This window comes from Knoellia sp. Soil729, assembly GCF_001427985.1.
GTDB lineage: Bacteria > Actinomycetota > Actinomycetes > Actinomycetales > Dermatophilaceae > Knoellia.
In genome coordinates this window covers 35,453-52,311 of record NZ_LMSA01000003.1, presented here as the reverse complement: position 1 = coordinate 52,311, position 16,859 = coordinate 35,453, and the positions used below count along the sequence as shown (strand labels likewise).

Sequence of the window (16,859 nt, the reverse complement as noted above, 5' to 3'; positions counted from 1 at the left end):
ATGTGCGTTCGGGCGCCATTGTGTCAGGTGTGCTGGGCGGGACCCACATCGGTGGGGTCCTCTCCGGCACTGAGCTGGTCCCAGTCGCTCTCGGGCGCCCGGCCCGGCGCGTCGTAACGCGAGGACAGGCCGGGGGCGACCCGTCGGGCCCTGGTGAGGCCCGCGAGCGCCAGGCCGGCGAGCACGAAGCCGAGCACCGCCACCCACGGCCAGGCGTTGACCGTGGAGTGCGACTCGAGGGACCCGGTGCGCCCGGCCGCGGCGGCGGCGATCGGCCCGATCACCGCGTCCGGGTCGAGGAGGACGCGGGCGATGCTCGCGACTCCCGCGAGCACGGCCAGGGCCGTGAGGACCAGTGCGACGACGCGAGCCCGGGGTCCGGCCGTGGCGGAGGCGATGGCGCCGGCGACGACCACCAGTGCGAGGGCCACGACGCCGCCGGCCGCCTGCGCACCGGTGGCGTCGACCGTCCGGGCACCGAGGACGACGTCGTCGACCGAACCCGTGAGCCAGGTGCGTGAAGCGGTCACCACGACGAGCAGGGCCCCGAGGACCACGAGGAGGACGAGGACGCCACGACGGCGCAGCACGCTCATCGCGCGGTACGCAGGGCGGCGGCGGTCGCGACGGCGCGCAGGGCAGCGGTGGCCTTGGCGATGCACTCGTCGTGCTCGCTGGCCGCGACGGAGTCCGCGACGATCCCGGCACCGGCCTGCACGTGAGCCAGGCCCCCGTCGATGAGGGCGGTGCGGATGGCGATCGCCATGTCGAGATCACCGTGGAAGTCGAGGTAGCCGACCACACCGCCGTAGACCCCACGACGTGACGGCTCATAGCCCTCGATGAGGGCCAGCGCCCGCGGCTTGGGCGCACCGGACAGCGTCCCCGCCGGGAACGTCGACACGAGCACGTCATAGGCACGCACCCCCTCACGCAGCTCCCCCACAACCGTGGACTCGAGGTGCATGACGTGGCTGTAGCGGCGGACGTCCATGAACTCGACGACGTCCACCGTGCCCGGCTGGCAGACGCGTCCGAGGTCGTTGCGGCCGAGGTCGACGAGCATCACGTGCTCGGACCGCTCCTTGGGGTCGGCCACGAGGTCCTCGGCGAGGCGCACGTCGTCCTCGGGAGACTTGCCGCGCGGTCGCGACCCGGCGATGGGGTGGGTGATGGCCTGCGTGCCCGTCACCTTGACGAGTGCCTCCGGTGAGCTGCCGACGACGTCGTATGCCGTGCCGTCCGGCCGCGTGAACCGGAAGAGGTACATGTAGGGGCTGGGGTTACCCACGCGCAGCGCCCGGTAGACGTCGAGTGCGTCCGCGGGGCAGGGCATCGAGAACCGCTGTGAGAGGACGACCTGGAACACCTCGCCGGCACGGATGTCCTCCTTGGCGCTCTCGACCATCGCCTCGTAGTCGTCGCGCGACAGGTTGCCGGTGACCGTCCGCATGGCCTGGTCGACGAGATCGCTGTCGACGACCGACACCGTGCTCTCGGCCGGGGCGGCGAGGTCACGGGTCATGGTGTCGAGGCGGGACACTGCGTCGGCCCACGTCTCCTCGACACGCTCGTCGGTGGCGTCGTAGTTCACCGCGTTGGCGATGAGCAGGACCGACCCGTCGGAGTGGTCGAGCACGGCGAGGTCGGTGGCGAGCATCATCGCGATCTCGGGCAGGTGCAGCACGTCGGGCGTCGTCGACGGAACCTTCTCCCACCGGCGCACGGCGTCGTAGGCGATCATGCCGACCATGCCGCCGGTGAGCGGCGGCAGACCCGGGATGGGGTCCGTCGCGAGCGCCGCGACGGTGTCGCGCAGGGCGTCGGTGGCGGGGCCGGAGGTCGGGACACCGACGGGTGGCTCGCCGATCCAGTGCGCCTCACCGTCCTTCTCGGTCAGCGTCGCCCGGCTGGAGACGCCGATGATCGAGTAGCGCGACCACACCCCACCGTGCTCGGCCGACTCCAGCAGGAAGGTGCCCGGCCGGTTCTGCGCGAGCTTGCGGTAGAGGCCGACCGGGGTCTCGGCATCGGCCATGAGCCGACGCGTGACGGGGATGACCCGGCGCCCCTCGGCCAGAACCGAGAAGAGCTGCAACGAGGGCCAGGTGGCGCCGAACGACAGGTCGGGTGACGGCTGCGGCTGGGCGCTCACCGGTCCCTCTCCCCCACGACGACGTCGAGCGCTCCCGCGTCGAAGCAGGTCCGGTCGCCGGTGTGGCAGGCCGCCCCCACCTGGTCGACGCGCACGAGGAGGGCGTCACCGTCGCAGTCCAGCGCCACGGACTTGACGTACTGCGCGTGCCCCGAGGTGTCGCCCTTGCGCCAGTACTCCTGACGGCTGCGCGACCAGAAGGTCACGCGACCCTCGGTGAGCGTACGGCGCACGGCCTCGACGTCCATCCAGCCGAGCATGAGGACCTCACCGGTGTCGTGCTGCTGGATGATCGCGGCGACGAGGCCGGCGTCGTCGAAGCGAAGGCGGTCGGAGACGGCAGGGTCGAGGTCGGGCACGCCCGCCATTGTGCCGCGAGAGGGTCCAGGCATGAGGATGGGCCCATGACGGCCACCTCTGACAACATTGCGCGCACCGAGCGTCTCGACCTCTGCGCGACCTTCGAGCGCGTCGGACCGGATGCCCCCACGCTCTGCACGCCGTGGACCACGCGCGACCTCGCGGCACACCTCGTGATCCGCGAGGGACGTCCCGACCTGGCCTCCGGCATCTGGCTCCCGTTCCTGGCCGCCCGCACCGAGCGCGAGCAGTCCAGGGTCGCGGCCCAGCCCTGGCCGGACCTCGTCGAGGCCGTGCGCACTGGCCCGCCGCGCTGGCACCCCACCCGGCTCGCCGCCGTCGACGACGCCGTGAACCTTGCCGAGATGGTCGTCCACCACGAGGACGTGCTGCGTGGCGACGGCGTCCCCGGCCCCCGCCGCGAGCCCTCCCCTGCCCTCGAGGCCGCCACGTGGTCGCTGCTCTCCCGGATGGGGCGTCTGCTCTTCCGCAAGGCGCCCGACGGGGTCGAGCTGCACAGCACCGGGCGCGCCCCTCTCACGGTGCGCGGGGGCGACACCGTCGTCCACGTGTCGGGAGATCCGCTGGAACTGCTGCTCACGGCATACGGACGTCGTGGGGTGGCCCAGATCGAGGTGACGGGCGACGAGGACGCGATCGCAGGCTTCGAGACGGCACGTCTCGGGATCTGATCAGCGCACCGGGTGACCGTCGGCGCGCAGGGCGTCCTTGACCTGGCCGATGGTGAGCTCGCCGAAGTGGAAGACCGTGGCGGCAAGGACCGCGTCGGCTCCTGCCCGCACGGCCGGCGCGAAGTCCTCGACGGCCCCCGCGCCACCGCTGGCGATGACCGGGATGCTCACCTCACGCCGCACCCGGGCGATGAGGTCGAGGTCGAAGCCGGCCTTGGTGCCGTCGGCGTCCATGGAGTTGAGCAGGATCTCACCGGCGCCCAGCTCGGCCGCGCGCACGCACCACTCGACCGCGTCGAGACCGGTGCTGGTGCGGCCACCGTGCGTCGTGACCTCGACGTCGTCGCTGGGCGTCCCGTCGTCGTTGCGCCGTCGACGCACGTCGGCCGACAGCACGAGCACCTGGGAGCCGAACCGGTCGGCGGTCTCGGCGATGAGCTCGGGCCGGGCGATGGCCGCAGTGTTGACGCCCACCTTGTCGGCACCGCTGCGCAGCAGGCGGTCGACGTCGTCCACGGTGCGTACTCCACCACCGACCGTGAGCGGGATGAACACCTGCTCGGCGGTCCGGCGCACGACGCCGTAGGTCGTGGCGCGGTCGCCGCTGCTCGCGGTGACGTCGAGGAAGGTCAGCTCGTCGGCGCCCTGCTCGCCGTAGGACCGCGCCAGCTCGACGGGGTCGCCCGCGTCGCGCAGGTTCTCGAAGTTCACGCCCTTGACGACCCGGCCGGCGTCGACGTCGAGACACGGGATGACACGGATGGCGACACTCACGCAGGCAGGCTATCCGGCAGGGAATGATGCCCCGTATGCCGTCCGCCTCCGACCTGCCCGCACGGGTCGCCGCGCGCTCCCGGTCCGAGGCCCGGATCCGCACCGACCGCCTCGGCTCGCGCCTCGCCTTCATCGTCCAGTGCGGGTTCGGCGCGGCGCTCGCGTGGTGGGCGGCGCGCGACCTCTTCGCCCATGCGATGCCGTTCTTCGCCCCGGTCACTGCCATCATCACGCTGGGCATGTCCTACGGGCAGCGGGTGCGGCGGGCCGTCGAGGTGATGATCGGGGTGGCCCTCGGTGTCCTCATCGGTGACCTGTTCTCGCACGTGTTCGGCAGCGGCGTGCTGCAGCTCCTCTTCGTGGTCATGGTCGCCATGGCCATCGCCTCCCTCGTCGGGGCCGGACTCGTGCTGACGATCCAGGCCGGCGTCCAGGCAGCCATCATCACCACGCTCGTGGCTGCCCCCGGGCAGGCCTTCACGCGCTGGCTCGACGCGGTCATCGGCGGGAGCGTCGCGCTCGTCATCGGCGTCCTCGTCCCGGCCACCGGGCTGCAGCGCCCACGGCAACAGGCCGCCCGGGTCGTCGAGGAGATCTCGGCGATCCTGCGCGAGAGCGCCACAGTGATCCGCACGGGGGACACGGCGCTGGCGGCTCGCACCCTGGAGCGGGCGCGGGCGTCCGAGTCGATGCTCGACGAGCTGCGGAACCTCACCTCCGAGGGTGTCGCGGTCGTGCGGCTGTCACCCTTCAGGCGCCGTCACCTCCCCGGCGCCCAGGCCATCGCGGACCTGCTCGAGCCGCTGGACCGCACGATCCGCAACCTGCGGGTGCTCGTGCGCCGGGCCAGCGTCGGTGCTCGCCGCCATGAGGTGGTGCCTCCGGCCTACGTCGACCTCGTCCAGGACCTCGCGCAGTCGTGCGACGACATCGCCCGGGAGCTGCACGAGCGCCACCAGCCCGTGTCGGCCCGTGCCGGCCTGCAGCGGCTCGGCGAGCGCAGCGCGGCCATCGACCCCAGCTCCGGCCTGTCCGGCGAGGTCATGCGCGCCCAGGTCCGGTCGATGGTCGTCGACCTCCTCGTCCTGACGGGGCTTCCGCTCGATGAGGCGGGCAGCTATGTGCCGGCCTCGGTGCGCGATGGGGACGGCGACGAGCTGGGACCCGCCGACCCGTCCTAGTGTTCTCCGTGTGCCGAACGACGCAGTGACCGACCTGGACGACCTGACGCCCGTGGTCCGCCGTCTCCTCGCGGACCGCGGCCCGAGGGCGGGGGCCGTCACGGTCATCGCCGTCGACGGCCCGAGCGGGTCGGGCAAGACCACCCTCGCAGCCGACCTCGGCGGTGACCTGGACGCCCTCGTCCTGCACGTCGACGACATGCACCAGGGATGGACCGGCCTGCTCGAGACCGTCGCGCTGGCCCGGCACTCGCTGGTGGACGCCTGGACCCGGGGCGAGGCCGCGAGCCACCCCACGTGGGACTGGGAGGACTCCGTGCGCGGCTCCGACCGGGCCGTGCCACAGGCAGACCTGGTCGTCCTCGAAGGTGTGGGTGCCTTTGCCATCGCCGGGGACGCGGCCACGGCGAGGGTGTGGCTCGACGCCCCGGCCGAGGTCCGGCACGACCGGTCGCTCTCCCGCGACGGCGAGGTCTTCGCGACGCACTGGGACGTGTGGGCCGACCAGGAACGCCAGCTCTATGCCGCCTCCCCCGTCGCGGAGGACGCTGACGTCCGCGTCGACACCGACGTTCGCGTCGACACCGGCGAGGCCGCTGCTCCGGGTCACGACGCTGCGGGAGGGCCGTCCCTCACCCTGCTCGTCGCCGGGGTGGTCGCGGTGGCCCTGAGCATGCGCACCCTCATGACCTCGGTTCCGCCGCTGCTCCCCCAGATCCGTGAGGACCTGGGGCTGAGCTCGGTGTGGCTCGGCGTCCTCACCACGCTGCCCGTGCTCTGCATGGGGCTGCTGGCACCGGCCTCCGCCCGGCTCGGCCTGCGGCTCGGGGTCGCGCGGTGCATCTCCATCGCCATGGTCGCCGTCGCCGTGGGCAACCTCGTCCGCGGTTTCGGGCACGAGGTCTTCGCGCTCTACCTCGGCACCTTCTGTGCCGGAGCGGGCATCGCCCTGGCGGGGACGCTCCTGCCCGGCGTCGTGAAGTCGTCCTTCCCGGCCGGACGCGCGGGCCTGGCCACGGGTCTGCAGATGCTGGCCATGATGGGCGGTGCGGCCCTCGCCGCAGCCGTCACCGTGCCGTTGGCCGCTGCCCTCGGCGACTGGAACCTCTCCCTCGGGTTCTGGGGACTCGTGGCGGTCGCCGGCCTCCTCGTGTGGGCGCCCGTCGACCTCGCGGTCCACCGCGGCGGCGACCATGACCAGCACCCGCCGGACCTCAGCCACCGCCTGCCGTGGCGCAGCACCACGGCGTGGCTCGTCGCGGCCTACCTCGCCATCCAGTCGTGGCAGTTCTACTCGAGCCTGGCCTGGCTCTCCCCCACCTACGTCAGCCATGGCTGGTCGGCCCAGGACGCCGGCTTGCTCCTGTCCGTCTTCACCGGAGCACAGTTCGTGTCCGGGCTCGTCGGGCCGGCGCTCACCGACCGCGTGGGCGACTGGCGTATCCCGCTCGTCGGCGCCGGCCTGTGCGGGGTGGTCGGGCAGGCCGGTATCTGGGCCGCACCCGAGGCGGCGCCATGGGTGTGGGCGGTCCTGCTCGGGGCCGCCCAGGGCAGCGCCTTCGCCATCGGGCTGGTCCTGCTCGTGCGGTATGCCGTGTCCCCGGCCGCCGCGGCGCGCTTCACCGCGATGGCCTTCCTCGTCTCCTACACGATCGCGTCGATGGGTCCGACGACGATGGGTGCCGTGCGGGACCTCACCGGCTCCTACTCGGTGATCTGGCTGGTGCTCGCCTTCCTGATGGTGGCCCAGGTGGGCGCGGCGCTGACACTGAAGCCGGGCCGAGCCCCCGTCCGCTGACCGGCTGCGCCTCCAGATGTGCGCCGGTCGCGCGACCCGCGCTCACGCTGGTGACCGGCACTCGCATGCGGACGCCGGTGGTCAGCCTCTGCGCCGGTCGCGCGACGGGCGCCGACATGCGAGCGTCCCGAGCCAGTCGTCGGTCGTCAGCGGCGGGTGCGGGAGGCGCCGACGAGGTCGGCGAGGCGTTGCGCCTCGGCCCGGGACGAGGCACCGTCTGCGCGCTGGATCGCCATGACCGCAACGGTCTCGGTGTCCCTGAGGTGCAGGCTCGCCCACGGGTCACCGTCGTCGAAGGTCACGTCGGTGATCTCGGCCCACGCGATGTGCCGGTGCCCGACGAGGTTCTGCACGGTGATGCCGGACTCGTCGGGGACGGCCTTGATGGCGGCCCAGCGCCACAGCACGAGGGCCAGGCTCACCCCCAGCAAGGCCATCATGACGCGGTCCGCGACGACCCAGCCACCCTCGTCGACACCCGCGACGAGCAGGGCGAGCACGGTGAACAGCACCACCGACACCACCGCCATGACGCTCGCCATGATGCGGCCGCGCCGCGAGCGGAACGGCTCGAGCGACCCGTGGGTCGTCCCCTGACCCGTCACAGGCGGCACGCGGCGATGTCGGTGACGAGGATGGCTCGAGCGCCCATCTCGTAGAGCTGGTCCATGACACGGTTGGTGACCGCACGCGGCACCATGGCGCGCACAGCCTTCCAGTCCTTGTTCTGCAGGCTCGACACCGTGGGCGACTCCAGGCCGGGCGTGATCGCACAGGCCTCGTCGACCAGGGCCGCGGGCACGTCGTAGTCGAGCATGACGTAGTGGCGTGCCGTGACGACACCGAGCATGCGGCGCCGCAGCACCTCGATCCCGGCGTCCTGGTCGCTCCCCTCCCGGCGGATGAGCACGGCCTCGCTGCGCAGGATCGGGTCCCCGAACACCTCGAGCCCCTGGCTGCGCAGGGTGGCGCCCGTCTCGACCACATCGGCGATGACGTCGGCGACGCCGAGGGTGATCGCCGTCTCGACGGCGCCGTCCAGGCGCACGACCTCGGCCTGCACGCCGTGGTCGGCCAGGTGCTTCTCGACGAGGCCCTGGTAGCTCGTGGCCACACGGCGACCGGCAATGTCCGCGACCGCGGACACGGTTCCCGGCCGGCCGGCATACCGGAAGGTCGAGCCCCCGAAGCCGAGCGTCATCGCCTCGGTGGCAGCACTGCCGGAGTCGAGGAGCAGGTCACGACCGGTGATGCCGCAGTCGACGGTGCCCGACCCGACATAGACGGCGATGTCACGTGGTCGGAGGTAGAACAGCTCGACCCCGTTGGCCTCGTCGTTGACGACGAGCTCCTTGGCGTCGCGGCGCGTGCGGTAGCCCGCCTCGCGCAGCATCTCGGCGGCGGGCTCGGCGAGGGATCCCTTGTTGGGGACGGCAATGCGCAGCATGGGGAGTCTCTGTCTCAGAGGTGGGTGTAGACGTCGTCGAGGGTGAGGCCCTTGGCGACCATGAGGACCTGCAGGTGGTAGAGCAGCTGGGAGATCTCCTCGGCTGCACGCTCGTCGCTCTCGTGCTCGGCGGCCATCCAGACCTCGGCGGCCTCCTCGACGATCTTCTTGCCGATGGCATGCACGCCGGCGTCGAGCTCGGCCACCGTGCCGGACCCCTCGGGGCGGGTGGCGGCCTTGTCGGTGAGCTCGGCGAACAGGGCGTCGAAGGTCTTCACGGCGCCAATCCTACGAGGGGCCGGGTCATGCCTCCGCACGCGTACGCGGAGCGAGGTGCCGCAACGCCACCGCCGTGGCGACGGCAGCCAGGGCCGCCTCGGCTCCCTTGTCCTCGCTGGAGCCGGGCAGACCGGCTCGGGCGAGGGCCTGCTCGGCCGTGTCACAGGTGAGCACCCCGAAGCCGATGGGGACACCGGTGCGAGTACTCACGTCGGTGAGGCCGTGGGTCACGCCGCTGCACACGTAGTCGAAGTGGGGCGTTCCGCCCCTGATGACGACACCCAGCGCGACCAGCGCGTCGTGGGTGGGCGCGAGCCGCGCGCAGGCGACCGAGAGCTCGACCGTTCCCGGGACCCGCACGAGGGTCACGTCGGGCAGCCCGGCACCGGCAAGGGCCGCCACAGCGCCGTCGACGAGCCCGTCCATCACCGCCTTGTGCCAGGACGCAGCGACGATGGCGACCCGCAGGCCCTGTCCATCCGCCTGCACCTCGGGTGCTCCTGCCTTCATGCGCTTGCCTCCGTGGAGTCGTGGGAGCCGAGGACGAGGTCATGACCGAGGCGGTCACGCTTGGTGCGCAGGTAGGCGGCGTTCGTCGCCACCGGGGCGACCTGCAGCCGCTCGACCGTGGCGACGTCGATGCCCGCAGCGCGGACCGCCTCGACCTTGTCGGGGTTGTTCGTGAGCAGCCGGACGGCGGCGATGCCGAGGTCGTGCAGGATCGCCGTCGCGGAGGCATAGTCGCGCGCGTCCACCGGCAGACCTAGCTCCTCCTGGGCCGCGACGGTGTCGACACCCCTGTCCTGCACGGCATACGCCGCGATCTTGTCGGCCAGGCCGACCCCGCGACCCTCGTGCCCGCGGACGTAGACCACGACGCCGCCCTCGCGCGCGACGCGGCCGCGGGCCCGGTTCAGCTGTGGACCGCAGTCGCACCGAGCGGACCCGAAGACGTCACCGGTGAGGCACTCGCTGTGCAGACGGGTGAGCACCGGGCCATCCCCCAGGCCGCGTGGGCTGACCAGCGCGAGGTGCTCGTCGCCCGTGAGGGTGTCCCGGTAGGCGTGCACCGTGAACGTCCCGTCGGGCGTCGGCAGGGTCGTCGTGGCGTGCCGGGTGACCCGGTCATGGCGCTGGCGGTGGGTCACGAGCTGCTCGATGGTCACCACCGGCAGGTCGTGCTCGGCACCCAGCTGCAGGACGGCAGGCAGCCGCATCATGGTGCCGTCGTCGTGGGTGAGCTCGGCGATGGCGCCGACGGGCTCGAGGCCGGCGAGACGGCAGAGGTCGACCGCCGCCTCGGTGTGCCCGCGGCGCACCAGCACCCCGCCCTCGCGCGCACGCAGCGGCACCACGTGCCCCGGGCGGACGAAGGAGTCCGCGGTGGCCGACGGTGACGCGAGCAGGCGCACCGTGCGGGCGCGGTCGGCGGCACTGATCCCCGTTGTCCCGCCTTCGGCGGCGTCGACGGTGACCGTGTATGCCGTCCGCAACCGGTCTGCGTTCTCGCTCACCATGAGCGGCAGGCCCAGGCGGTCGGCGACGGCATCGGTGGTGGGGGCACAGACATAACCGGACGAGTGCCTGATGGTCCACGCCATCCACGCGTCGGTGAGGGTCTGCGCGGCCATGATGACGTCGCCCTCGTTCTCGCGGTGCTCGTCGTCGGTGACCAGCACCGGCCGGCCCCGGCGCAGGGCCTCGAGGGCCTGCTCGATGGTGGAGAGGGTGGTCATGACATCACCTCGGTCAGCTCCCGGTCGGGGTCCCTCTCCTCGCGGGAGGCCTTGAGCCACACCGTGAAGCCGTAGAGCACGAGGGCGCCGTAGACGGCATACAGGACCGCGGACGGGTAGAACTTCGAGTGCCACAACAGGGGCACGCCGACGAGGTCCACCGCGATCCACATGAGCCAGAAGTCGTTCCACCCGCGGGCCATCGCATAGGTCGCGAGCATCGAGCCCACGAAGATCCACGCGTCGCACCAGAAGTACCAGCGCGGTGCGGGCCACCCGGCACCGATGGTCGCGAAGACCCACTGGCCGACGACGAGGCCTGCGGCCCAGACACCGACGTAGGCCGCCCGCTCACGCACCGTCGCCCAGCGCGGCGTGATCGCCGGTGAGTCGGCCCCGCGTGCCTTGCGGTGCTCCTGCCAGCGCCACCAGCCGTAGATGCTCGTGAGGATGAAGAAGACCTGCCGCCCGGCCTGTCCGTAGAGGGTCTGGTGCTGCGGGTTGGCGAACGCGACCCCGAAGAACACCGTGAACAGCAGCGCGTTGCCGACGATGCCGACGGGCCAGGCCCACACGCGCCGCCGCATCCCACCGATGGCGGAGGCGAAGCCGAAGACGTTGCCGACGACCTCGCGCCAGAGGATGTGCTGGCTGCCGATGGTCAGCTGGGCCTCGAAGAGGCGCTCGAGCCAGTTCATTGCGGAACCTCCGTGGTGCTGGTGCGGGTGGAGAGCATGCGTTCGACGTACTTCGCGAGGACGTCGACCTCGAGGTTGACGGTGTCGCCCACTGCGCGCTGGCCGAGGGTCGTCTGCTCCAGCGTGGTCGGGATGAGGGAGACGCTGAAGGTGGTCGCAGCGACGGCGGAGACGGTGAGGCTCACCCCGTCGACCGTGATGGAGCCCTTCTCGACGACGTAGCGGGCGAGGGCCTGCGGGAGGCTGAAGGTCACGACCTCCCAGCGGTCGCCGGGGACTCGTTCGACGACGGTGGCGGTGCCATCGACGTGCCCCTGGACGATGTGGCCGCCGAAGCGACCGGCCGCAGCCATCGCACGTTCGAGGTTGACCGGTGCGCCGGGGAACAGCGCGCCGAGGCCGGTGCGCGACAGCGTCTCGGCCATGACGTCGACGGTGAAGGTGTCGCCCGTGACCTCGGGGTCGACGACTGTGAGGCAGACGCCGTTGACCGAGATCGAGGCGCCGTGCACGGCGTCGCTGGTCACGAGTGGCCCGCGCAGCGTGAGCCGGGCGGAGGTCTCGCCGAGGTCGAGGTGCTCGACCCGGCCGAGCTCCTCGACGATTCCGGTGAACATCAGGAGGACTCCTTGAGGGTTGCGGTGATGCGGATGTCGTGACCGAGAACCCGGATGTCGGTGGGTTCCAGGCGCAGGGCGTCATCGATGGTCGTGATGCCGAGGTCGCTGACCGAGGGCCGTCCACGCCCGAGCAGGACGGGCGCGATGTAGGCGACGATCTCGTCGACGAAGCCGTCGGCCATGAACGCCGCGGCCACCGTGGGCCCGCCCTCGAGCCAGACGTGGTGGATCTGGCGGTCGGCGAGGTGTGCGAGCACCTCGCGGGGGCTGCGGGTGCGCAGGTGGATTGTCTCGGCGGACTCGTCGAGGATGCGGGCGTCCGTGAGCAGGTCCCGCTGGCCCATGACCACGCGCAGGGGCTGGGAGTCGTGCAGGGTGCCGTCGCTGCGGCGGGCGGTCAGGCTGGGGTCGTCGATGAGCGCGGTCCCGGTCCCGACGAGGATGGCACCGCAGCGGGCGCGGTGCTCATGGACGTCCTGCCGGGCCAGGGGGCCGGTGATCCACCGGCTCGAGCCGTCCGCGGCAGCGCTGCGGCCGTCGAGGGTCGACGCGAGCTTCCAGGTGACCCAGGGCCGGCCGGTGCGCATGAGGTGCAGCCAGCTGCGGTTGAGGGTCTCCCCATCGTCCTCGAGGAGGCCGGACTCGACCGTGATTCCCTGCTCTGCCAGCCAGGCACCGCCACCCCCCGCCGACACGTTGGGGTCGGCCACGGCATACACCACACGGGCAACGCCCGACGCGGCCAGGGCACGAGAGCACGGGAGCGTGCGACCGGTGTGGTGGCAGGGCTCCAGGGTCACGTATGCCGTGCAGCCGGCGGCGCGTGCACCCGCGGCCTCGAGGGCGGCGGCCTCGGCGTGCGGCGTGCCCGCCCCGTTGTGCCATCCCTCGGCAACGAGGGTGCCTGCGGGGTCGACGATGACGCAACCGACGCGCGGGTTGGGATCGGCCTGTGGCCCGTTCGCGGCGACGGCCAGCGCGCGCAGCATCCACTGCGCGTCGGTCGTGCCGTGCTGCATGTGTCCTGCCCTCGTGCTCGAGACCTGTGGGTCGAGCTCCGGGAGGTGCAGCGGATGCCGTCGACGCATGACGTCGGACGGCGCGACCCCTCGGGGTCCCGCTGTCGCGTGCTGCCTACCATCCGGACTCTCACCGTCGGTCTGGGAGTTCCACCCAGTCAACCGGCCGCTGGCTGCGGTCGGGTCGCGGACTGTCACCGCCGGTTCGGAATTGCACCGACCCCGGAGCACGTCACCACCCAGTATGCCGCAGCGACCCCGCGAGCCGAAGGCCGTCTCACCGTGACGTCCCCCACCCCTCCAACCCCGCCTTGTGTGTCTGAGCGCGAGTCCCACCTCGCGCTCAGACACACAAGGCAAGGATTCAGGAGATCTGGATGCCGAAGACGTCGAGCAGGCCTGGTGCGGCGCCGAGGTCGAGGCGGGCGCCCTTGAGCCGGTTCTCGCGCGGGTCAAGCGCGAGGCCACGGGTGCCCCGCAGGTCGCAGTCGCGCAGGTCGCTTCCCACGAAGCGAGCACCCGAGAGCTCGGACCCGGCGAAGTCGACGCGCCGCAGGTCGGCCTCGGTGAAGTCCACGTCAGTGAGCTGGCAGTCGCGGAACACGAAGCCGGTGAGGTCGAGTCCGGCGAAGGTCGTCCCGTCGAGCCGGCAGCGCTCGAACCGGAGCGGCTGTGCGAGAAGGGATCCCGCAGCCGTCGTGGCCCAGTTGACTGCGAGCAGCTTGCAGCCGACGAAGGTGCACTCGACGAACCGGGTGTCGGTGAGGGCCGTCATCGAGAAGTTGCAGCTCGTGAAGGTGCACTCCTCGAAGGTGCAGCCGAGCAGCGTGGCACTCTCCCAGCTCAGCCCGCTGAGCTCCTCCCCCGTGACCTCGCGCCCCCGCAGCACCCCACCGGGTGGCAGGGACGTGACCGGCTGGTCGACCACGGTCAGTGCGCGTGCCTGGCCGCGAGCTCGCGCAGCTCGTCCACCGCGGACGTGGCGGACTCGGCCCCGTAGACCGCGGACCCGGCGACGAAGACGTCCGCCCCGGCCTCGGCGCACTGCTCGATGGTTGTGGCGGACACTCCCCCGTCGACCTGGATCCACACCTCGCCGCCGTGCTGCTTCACGGACTGGCGCACCTGCTCCACCTTGGGCATCTGGTCGGCCATGAAGGACTGCCCACCGAAGCCCGGCTCGACCGTCATGACAAGGACCATGTCGAGCTCGGGCAGCAGGTCGGCATGGGGAGCCCACGGGGTCCCGGGCTTGAGAGCCATGCCCGCGCGAGCCCCGGCGGCCCGCAGCGTGCGCGCCAGCGCCCTCGGGTCGCGGGCAGCCTCGACGTGGAAGGTCACCGACTGCGCGCCGGCCTCGGCGTAGCCCGGCGCCCAGCGGTCGGGGTCCTCGATCATGAGGTGGCAGTCCAGGGGGATCGGCGAGACCTTGAGGAGCGCCTCGACGATCGGCAGGCCGAGCGTGAGGTTGGGCACGAAGTGGTTGTCCATGACGTCGACGTGCGCCCAGTCCGCGTTCGAGATCGCGTCGAGCTCGGACTGGAGGTTGGCGAAGTCGGCGGAGAGGATCGACGGTGAGATCTGCACGCCGCCAGCCTACGGGTGGCCGGCGCCGAGCCCTCAGGCCTTCTTGCGCAGCAGCGTGAAGAACATCGCGTCGGTGCCGTGCACGTGCGGCCACAGCTGGACCTCGGGACCGTCACCGAGGTCGTGGAGCACCTCGCCCGAGGCGTCGCGGAAGAACTCGCGCGCATCGACGACCTCGATGTCGTCGCGCTTCTTGACCACGTCGCGCACGACGAACGTCGTCTCGGCCGGGTGTGGGCTGCACGTGGCGTAGCCGACCACTCCGCCGGGCGCCACGGCGTCGAGGGCGCTGCGGAGCAGGTCGCGCTGCAGGGGTGCGAGCTGCGCGAGGTCGCCGGGCTGGCGCCGCCACCTCGCCTCAGGTCGGCGCCGCAGGGCACCGAGCCCGGTGCACGGCGCGTCGACGAGAACGCGTCCGTAGGCCGCCGGCTCGGCCTCCCCGATGTCGCGCCCGTCCGTCGTGCGCACCTCGATGCGGCGCCCGGCTGCCCGGGCCATGGCGGTGACGGGCTCGAGCGTCGTCCGCACGAGCTCAGCCCGGTGGTCGCTGACCTCCACGGCGACGAGGTCGGCACCGTCCTGGACTGCGAGCGCGCCGAGGACGCCGCTCTTGCCCCCGGGTCCGGCGCACAGGTCGAGCCAGCGCTCGGGCGCGTCGTCGGCGACCGGGGCGAGGGCCAGTGCGGCTGCGAGCAGCTGCGACCCCTCGTCCTGCACTGCCGCCCGGCGGTCGCGGATGGCCGCGATGTTGCCCGGGTCGCCGTGGTCGAGGACGGCACCGAAGGGTGAGGTCTCGCTCGCCGTGGCACCCGCCTCGACGAGCTCGCCGACCGTCGCCAGCCCGGGGCGGGCGACGAGACTGACCTTGGCAGGGGTGTTGTCGCTCTCGAGGAGGGCGCGCAGCTCGCCGTCGATGGTCTCGGCGGTGGCCCGGCCCTGCGTCAGGAGCGCGCCGCGCAGCGCACTGACGACCCACTCGGGGTGGGAGTACTCGGTGGCGAGCGCCCCGGTCGAGCCGTCCCCGGGGACGACCTCGCGCACCCACTCCTCGCGCGTCCGCTCGCTCACGCGGCGCATCACCGCGTTGACGAAGCCGCTGGCACCGGCACCGCTCACGGTGCGCGCGAGACCGACCGTCTGGTCGGCGGCGGCGTGGGCCGGCACGCGCATGCCGAGCAGCTGGTGCGCGCCGAGCCGCAGGACGTCGAGGACGCCGGCGTCGATCTTGGCGAGGGGACGACCGGCTGCACGCTGGATGACGGCGTCGTAGAAGCCCTGCATCCGCAGCGTGCCGAAGGCCAGCTCGGTCGCGAACGCCGCGTCCCGCGAGTCGAGCCGGTGGCGCCGAAGAATCGCCGGGAACTCCAGGTTGGCGTAGGCGCCCTCCTCCACCGCCCTCAGCAGCGTGTATGCCGCGAAGCGTGCCGGTTCGGCGTGCTTGGCCCGTTCGCTCGGCTTCTGCAACGAACGCTGGCTGCCACGGGGGCCCGAACGACCCTGCGGGCGTCGGGGCTGTCGGGCGGAGTCTGGGGCGGGCATCAGGTCAGCGTAGTGGCGCGCGCGAAGGCCTCACCGGCGCCGAGGCGCACGCCTCTGGCCCAGTCGGCGGCCGCCATCGGCTTCTTGCCCTGCGGCCGCACCTCGCCCAGCGTCACCGCGCCGGACGCCGTGCCGACGAGGACCGACCGCTTCGTCGCGTGGATCTCGCCCGGCGCCAGTGCAGGCGCGTCGCCGAGGAGGGCAAGGTCCTCCTCGGCGGCCAGGCGCACGGGGGCGACGCCGAGACGTTCTCCACGCAGAGTCGTCCAGGCTCCCGGCGCGGGGGTGCAGCCGCGCACGTGGCGGCTCACGGCATACGCCGGGGTGTTCCAGGGAATCTCGGCGTCGGCGGTGGTCAGCTTGGCGGCGTGCGAGACGCCCTGGCTGGGCTGTGGGACCGGTTGGAGATCCCCGCTCTCGAGGCCGTCCATCGTGGCGAGGAGCAGGCCGGCCCCCGCGTGGGCGAGGCGGTCCAGCAGGACTCCTGAGGTGTCGTCGGGACGGATCGTCTCGGTCATGACGCCCAGCACGGGACCGGTGTCGAGCCCCTCCTCGATGACGAAGGTCGTGGCTCCCGTGGCTTCGTCACCGGCCATGATCGCGCGCTGCACGGGAGCCGCCCCGCGCCACGCGGGCAGGACCGAGAAGTGCAGGTTGACCCAGCCGTGGGCCGGGATGTCGAGGACCTCACGAGGCAGCAGCGCGCCGTAGGCCACGACCGGGCAGGCGTCCGGCGCGATCTCACGCAGCCGTGCCTGGAACTGCGGGTCACGCGGCGAGGCGGGTGTGAGCACCTCGATGCCATGCTCCACCGCGACCGCCTTGACCGGCGAGGGGTGCAGGGTTCGACCGCGGCCTGACCGCGCGTCGGGACGGGTGAGGACGGCGACGACCTGGTGCGGTGAGTCCAGGAGGGCCTCGAGGGCGGGCACCGCGGTGTCGGGGGTGCCGGCGAAGACCAGCCTCATCGGGCG

General features: G+C 72.3%; 19 protein-coding genes and 1 riboswitch. Of the genes, 3 read left to right on the top strand and 16 right to left on the bottom strand.

From position 1 onward, the window contains the following. Positions 1–23: 23 nt before the first annotated feature. The 3 genes from ASG74_RS12005 to hisI are packed head-to-tail and all read right to left on the bottom strand — an operon-like array spanning position 24 to position 2,523. A complete protein-coding gene (locus ASG74_RS12005; protein ID WP_082569715.1) occupies positions 24–596 on the bottom strand; it encodes a Trp biosynthesis-associated membrane protein in 573 nt (190 codons plus the stop codon). Further along, the gene (locus tag ASG74_RS12000) at positions 593–2,155 is read right to left on the bottom strand and encodes an anthranilate synthase component I (protein WP_082569714.1); all 1,563 of its coding nucleotides are present in this window, start codon (positions 2,153–2,155) and stop codon (positions 593–595) included. Before ASG74_RS12000 ends, ASG74_RS12005 begins: the two co-directional genes overlap by 4 nt. Further along, positions 2,152–2,523, bottom strand: a complete 372-nt coding sequence (hisI, locus tag ASG74_RS11995) for a phosphoribosyl-AMP cyclohydrolase (protein WP_056143709.1) — start codon at positions 2,521–2,523, stop codon at positions 2,152–2,154. Before hisI ends, ASG74_RS12000 begins: the two co-directional genes overlap by 4 nt. Before the next feature lie 36 nt (positions 2,524–2,559). On the opposite strand from hisI, the gene ASG74_RS11990 reads away from it, so the two are divergent. Continuing rightward, positions 2,560–3,207 (top strand): TIGR03085 family metal-binding protein, encoded by a 648-nt coding sequence (locus ASG74_RS11990; RefSeq protein ID WP_056143706.1) that lies wholly within the window; start codon positions 2,560–2,562, stop codon positions 3,205–3,207. On the opposite strand, the gene hisF is transcribed toward ASG74_RS11990, so the two are convergent. Next, positions 3,208–3,981: an imidazole glycerol phosphate synthase subunit HisF gene (hisF, locus tag ASG74_RS11985; protein WP_056143703.1), complete on the bottom strand. Its 774-nt coding sequence runs from the start codon at positions 3,979–3,981 to the stop codon at positions 3,208–3,210. Positions 3,982–4,016: 35 nt separating this feature from the next. On the opposite strand from hisF, the gene ASG74_RS11980 reads away from it, so the two are divergent. Beyond that, the gene (locus tag ASG74_RS11980) at positions 4,017–5,162 is read left to right on the top strand and encodes an FUSC family protein (protein ID WP_056143700.1); all 1,146 of its coding nucleotides are present in this window, start codon (positions 4,017–4,019) and stop codon (positions 5,160–5,162) included. A gap of 10 nt (positions 5,163–5,172) precedes the next feature. Further along, positions 5,173–6,960, top strand: a complete 1,788-nt coding sequence (locus ASG74_RS17730; protein ID WP_235498929.1) for an MFS transporter — start codon at positions 5,173–5,175, stop codon at positions 6,958–6,960. 146 nt (positions 6,961–7,106) lie between these two features. Here ASG74_RS17730 and ASG74_RS11970 read toward each other — a convergent pair whose 3' ends face one another. The 12 genes from ASG74_RS11970 to fmt form a co-directional block, all read right to left on the bottom strand. Beyond that, the gene (locus ASG74_RS11970; RefSeq protein WP_235498928.1) at positions 7,107–7,574 is read right to left on the bottom strand and encodes a PH domain-containing protein; all 468 of its coding nucleotides are present in this window, start codon (positions 7,572–7,574) and stop codon (positions 7,107–7,109) included. Continuing rightward, positions 7,562–8,407, bottom strand: coding sequence for an ATP phosphoribosyltransferase (gene hisG, locus ASG74_RS11965; protein ID WP_056143697.1), 846 nt, complete (start codon positions 8,405–8,407; stop codon positions 7,562–7,564). Before hisG ends, ASG74_RS11970 begins: the two co-directional genes overlap by 13 nt. 14 nt (positions 8,408–8,421) lie before the next feature. After that, positions 8,422–8,685 carry a phosphoribosyl-ATP diphosphatase gene (locus ASG74_RS11960; RefSeq protein ID WP_009775091.1) on the bottom strand — a complete coding sequence of 88 codons (264 nt, stop codon included), beginning with the start codon at positions 8,683–8,685 and terminating at the stop codon, positions 8,422–8,424. Between the two features lie 25 nt (positions 8,686–8,710). Next, a complete protein-coding gene (ribH, locus tag ASG74_RS11955) occupies positions 8,711–9,196 on the bottom strand; it encodes a 6,7-dimethyl-8-ribityllumazine synthase (protein WP_056143695.1) in 486 nt (161 codons plus the stop codon). Further along, positions 9,193–10,422 carry a bifunctional 3,4-dihydroxy-2-butanone-4-phosphate synthase/GTP cyclohydrolase II gene (locus tag ASG74_RS11950; protein ID WP_056143692.1) on the bottom strand — a complete coding sequence of 410 codons (1,230 nt, stop codon included), beginning with the start codon at positions 10,420–10,422 and terminating at the stop codon, positions 9,193–9,195. Before ASG74_RS11950 ends, ribH begins: the two co-directional genes overlap by 4 nt. After that, positions 10,419–11,120: a nicotinamide riboside transporter PnuC gene (gene pnuC / locus ASG74_RS11945; protein ID WP_056143690.1), complete on the bottom strand. Its 702-nt coding sequence runs from the start codon at positions 11,118–11,120 to the stop codon at positions 10,419–10,421. The genes ASG74_RS11950 and pnuC overlap by 4 nt, the downstream gene beginning before the upstream one ends. Further along, entirely contained in the window at positions 11,117–11,737 is a 621-nt protein-coding gene (locus ASG74_RS11940; RefSeq protein WP_056143687.1) for a riboflavin synthase, read from the bottom strand. Before ASG74_RS11940 ends, pnuC begins: the two co-directional genes overlap by 4 nt. After that, entirely contained in the window at positions 11,737–12,759 is a 1,023-nt protein-coding gene (gene ribD / locus ASG74_RS11935) for a bifunctional diaminohydroxyphosphoribosylaminopyrimidine deaminase/5-amino-6-(5-phosphoribosylamino)uracil reductase RibD (protein WP_056143685.1), read from the bottom strand. Before ribD ends, ASG74_RS11940 begins: the two co-directional genes overlap by 1 nt. 104 nt (positions 12,760–12,863) lie before the next feature. Next, positions 12,864–12,994, bottom strand: a riboswitch (FMN riboswitch). A 129-nt stretch (positions 12,995–13,123) separates the two neighbouring features. Further along, complete coding sequence (locus ASG74_RS11930) at positions 13,124–13,687, bottom strand: pentapeptide repeat-containing protein (protein WP_056143682.1); 564 nt, start codon at positions 13,685–13,687, stop codon at positions 13,124–13,126. Between the two features lie 2 nt (positions 13,688–13,689). Continuing rightward, entirely contained in the window at positions 13,690–14,346 is a 657-nt protein-coding gene (rpe, locus tag ASG74_RS11925; protein WP_056143679.1) for a ribulose-phosphate 3-epimerase, read from the bottom strand. A gap of 33 nt (positions 14,347–14,379) precedes the next feature. Beyond that, positions 14,380–15,885, bottom strand: coding sequence for an RsmB/NOP family class I SAM-dependent RNA methyltransferase (locus tag ASG74_RS11920; RefSeq protein WP_056143677.1), 1,506 nt, complete (start codon positions 15,883–15,885; stop codon positions 14,380–14,382). Continuing rightward, entirely contained in the window at positions 15,885–16,853 is a 969-nt protein-coding gene (fmt, locus tag ASG74_RS11915; RefSeq protein ID WP_056143674.1) for a methionyl-tRNA formyltransferase, read from the bottom strand. Before fmt ends, ASG74_RS11920 begins: the two co-directional genes overlap by 1 nt. Between the last annotated feature and the right edge of the window lie 6 nt (positions 16,854–16,859).

Coding starts and splice junctions, on each gene's coding strand:
- ASG74_RS11980 (WP_056143700.1), top strand. CDS start 4,017: ATGCCGTCCGCCTCCGACCTGCCCGCACGGGTCGCCGCGCGCTCCCGG.
- pnuC (WP_056143690.1), bottom strand. CDS start 11,120: ATGAACTGGCTCGAGCGCCTCTTCGAGGCCCAGCTGACCATCGGCAGC.
- fmt (WP_056143674.1), bottom strand. CDS start 16,853: ATGAGGCTGGTCTTCGCCGGCACCCCCGACACCGCGGTGCCCGCCCTC.
- ASG74_RS11950 (WP_056143692.1), bottom strand. CDS start 10,422: ATGACCACCCTCTCCACCATCGAGCAGGCCCTCGAGGCCCTGCGCCGG.
- hisI (WP_056143709.1), bottom strand. CDS start 2,523: ATGGCGGGCGTGCCCGACCTCGACCCTGCCGTCTCCGACCGCCTTCGC.
- hisG (WP_056143697.1), bottom strand. CDS start 8,407: ATGCTGCGCATTGCCGTCCCCAACAAGGGATCCCTCGCCGAGCCCGCC.
- ASG74_RS11920 (WP_056143677.1), bottom strand. CDS start 15,885: ATGCCCGCCCCAGACTCCGCCCGACAGCCCCGACGCCCGCAGGGTCGT.
- ASG74_RS12005 (WP_082569715.1), bottom strand. CDS start 596: ATGAGCGTGCTGCGCCGTCGTGGCGTCCTCGTCCTCCTCGTGGTCCTC.
- ribD (WP_056143685.1), bottom strand. CDS start 12,759: ATGCAGCACGGCACGACCGACGCGCAGTGGATGCTGCGCGCGCTGGCC.
- ASG74_RS11990 (WP_056143706.1), top strand. CDS start 2,560: ATGACGGCCACCTCTGACAACATTGCGCGCACCGAGCGTCTCGACCTC.
- ASG74_RS11940 (WP_056143687.1), bottom strand. CDS start 11,737: ATGTTCACCGGAATCGTCGAGGAGCTCGGCCGGGTCGAGCACCTCGAC.
- ribH (WP_056143695.1), bottom strand. CDS start 9,196: ATGAAGGCAGGAGCACCCGAGGTGCAGGCGGATGGACAGGGCCTGCGG.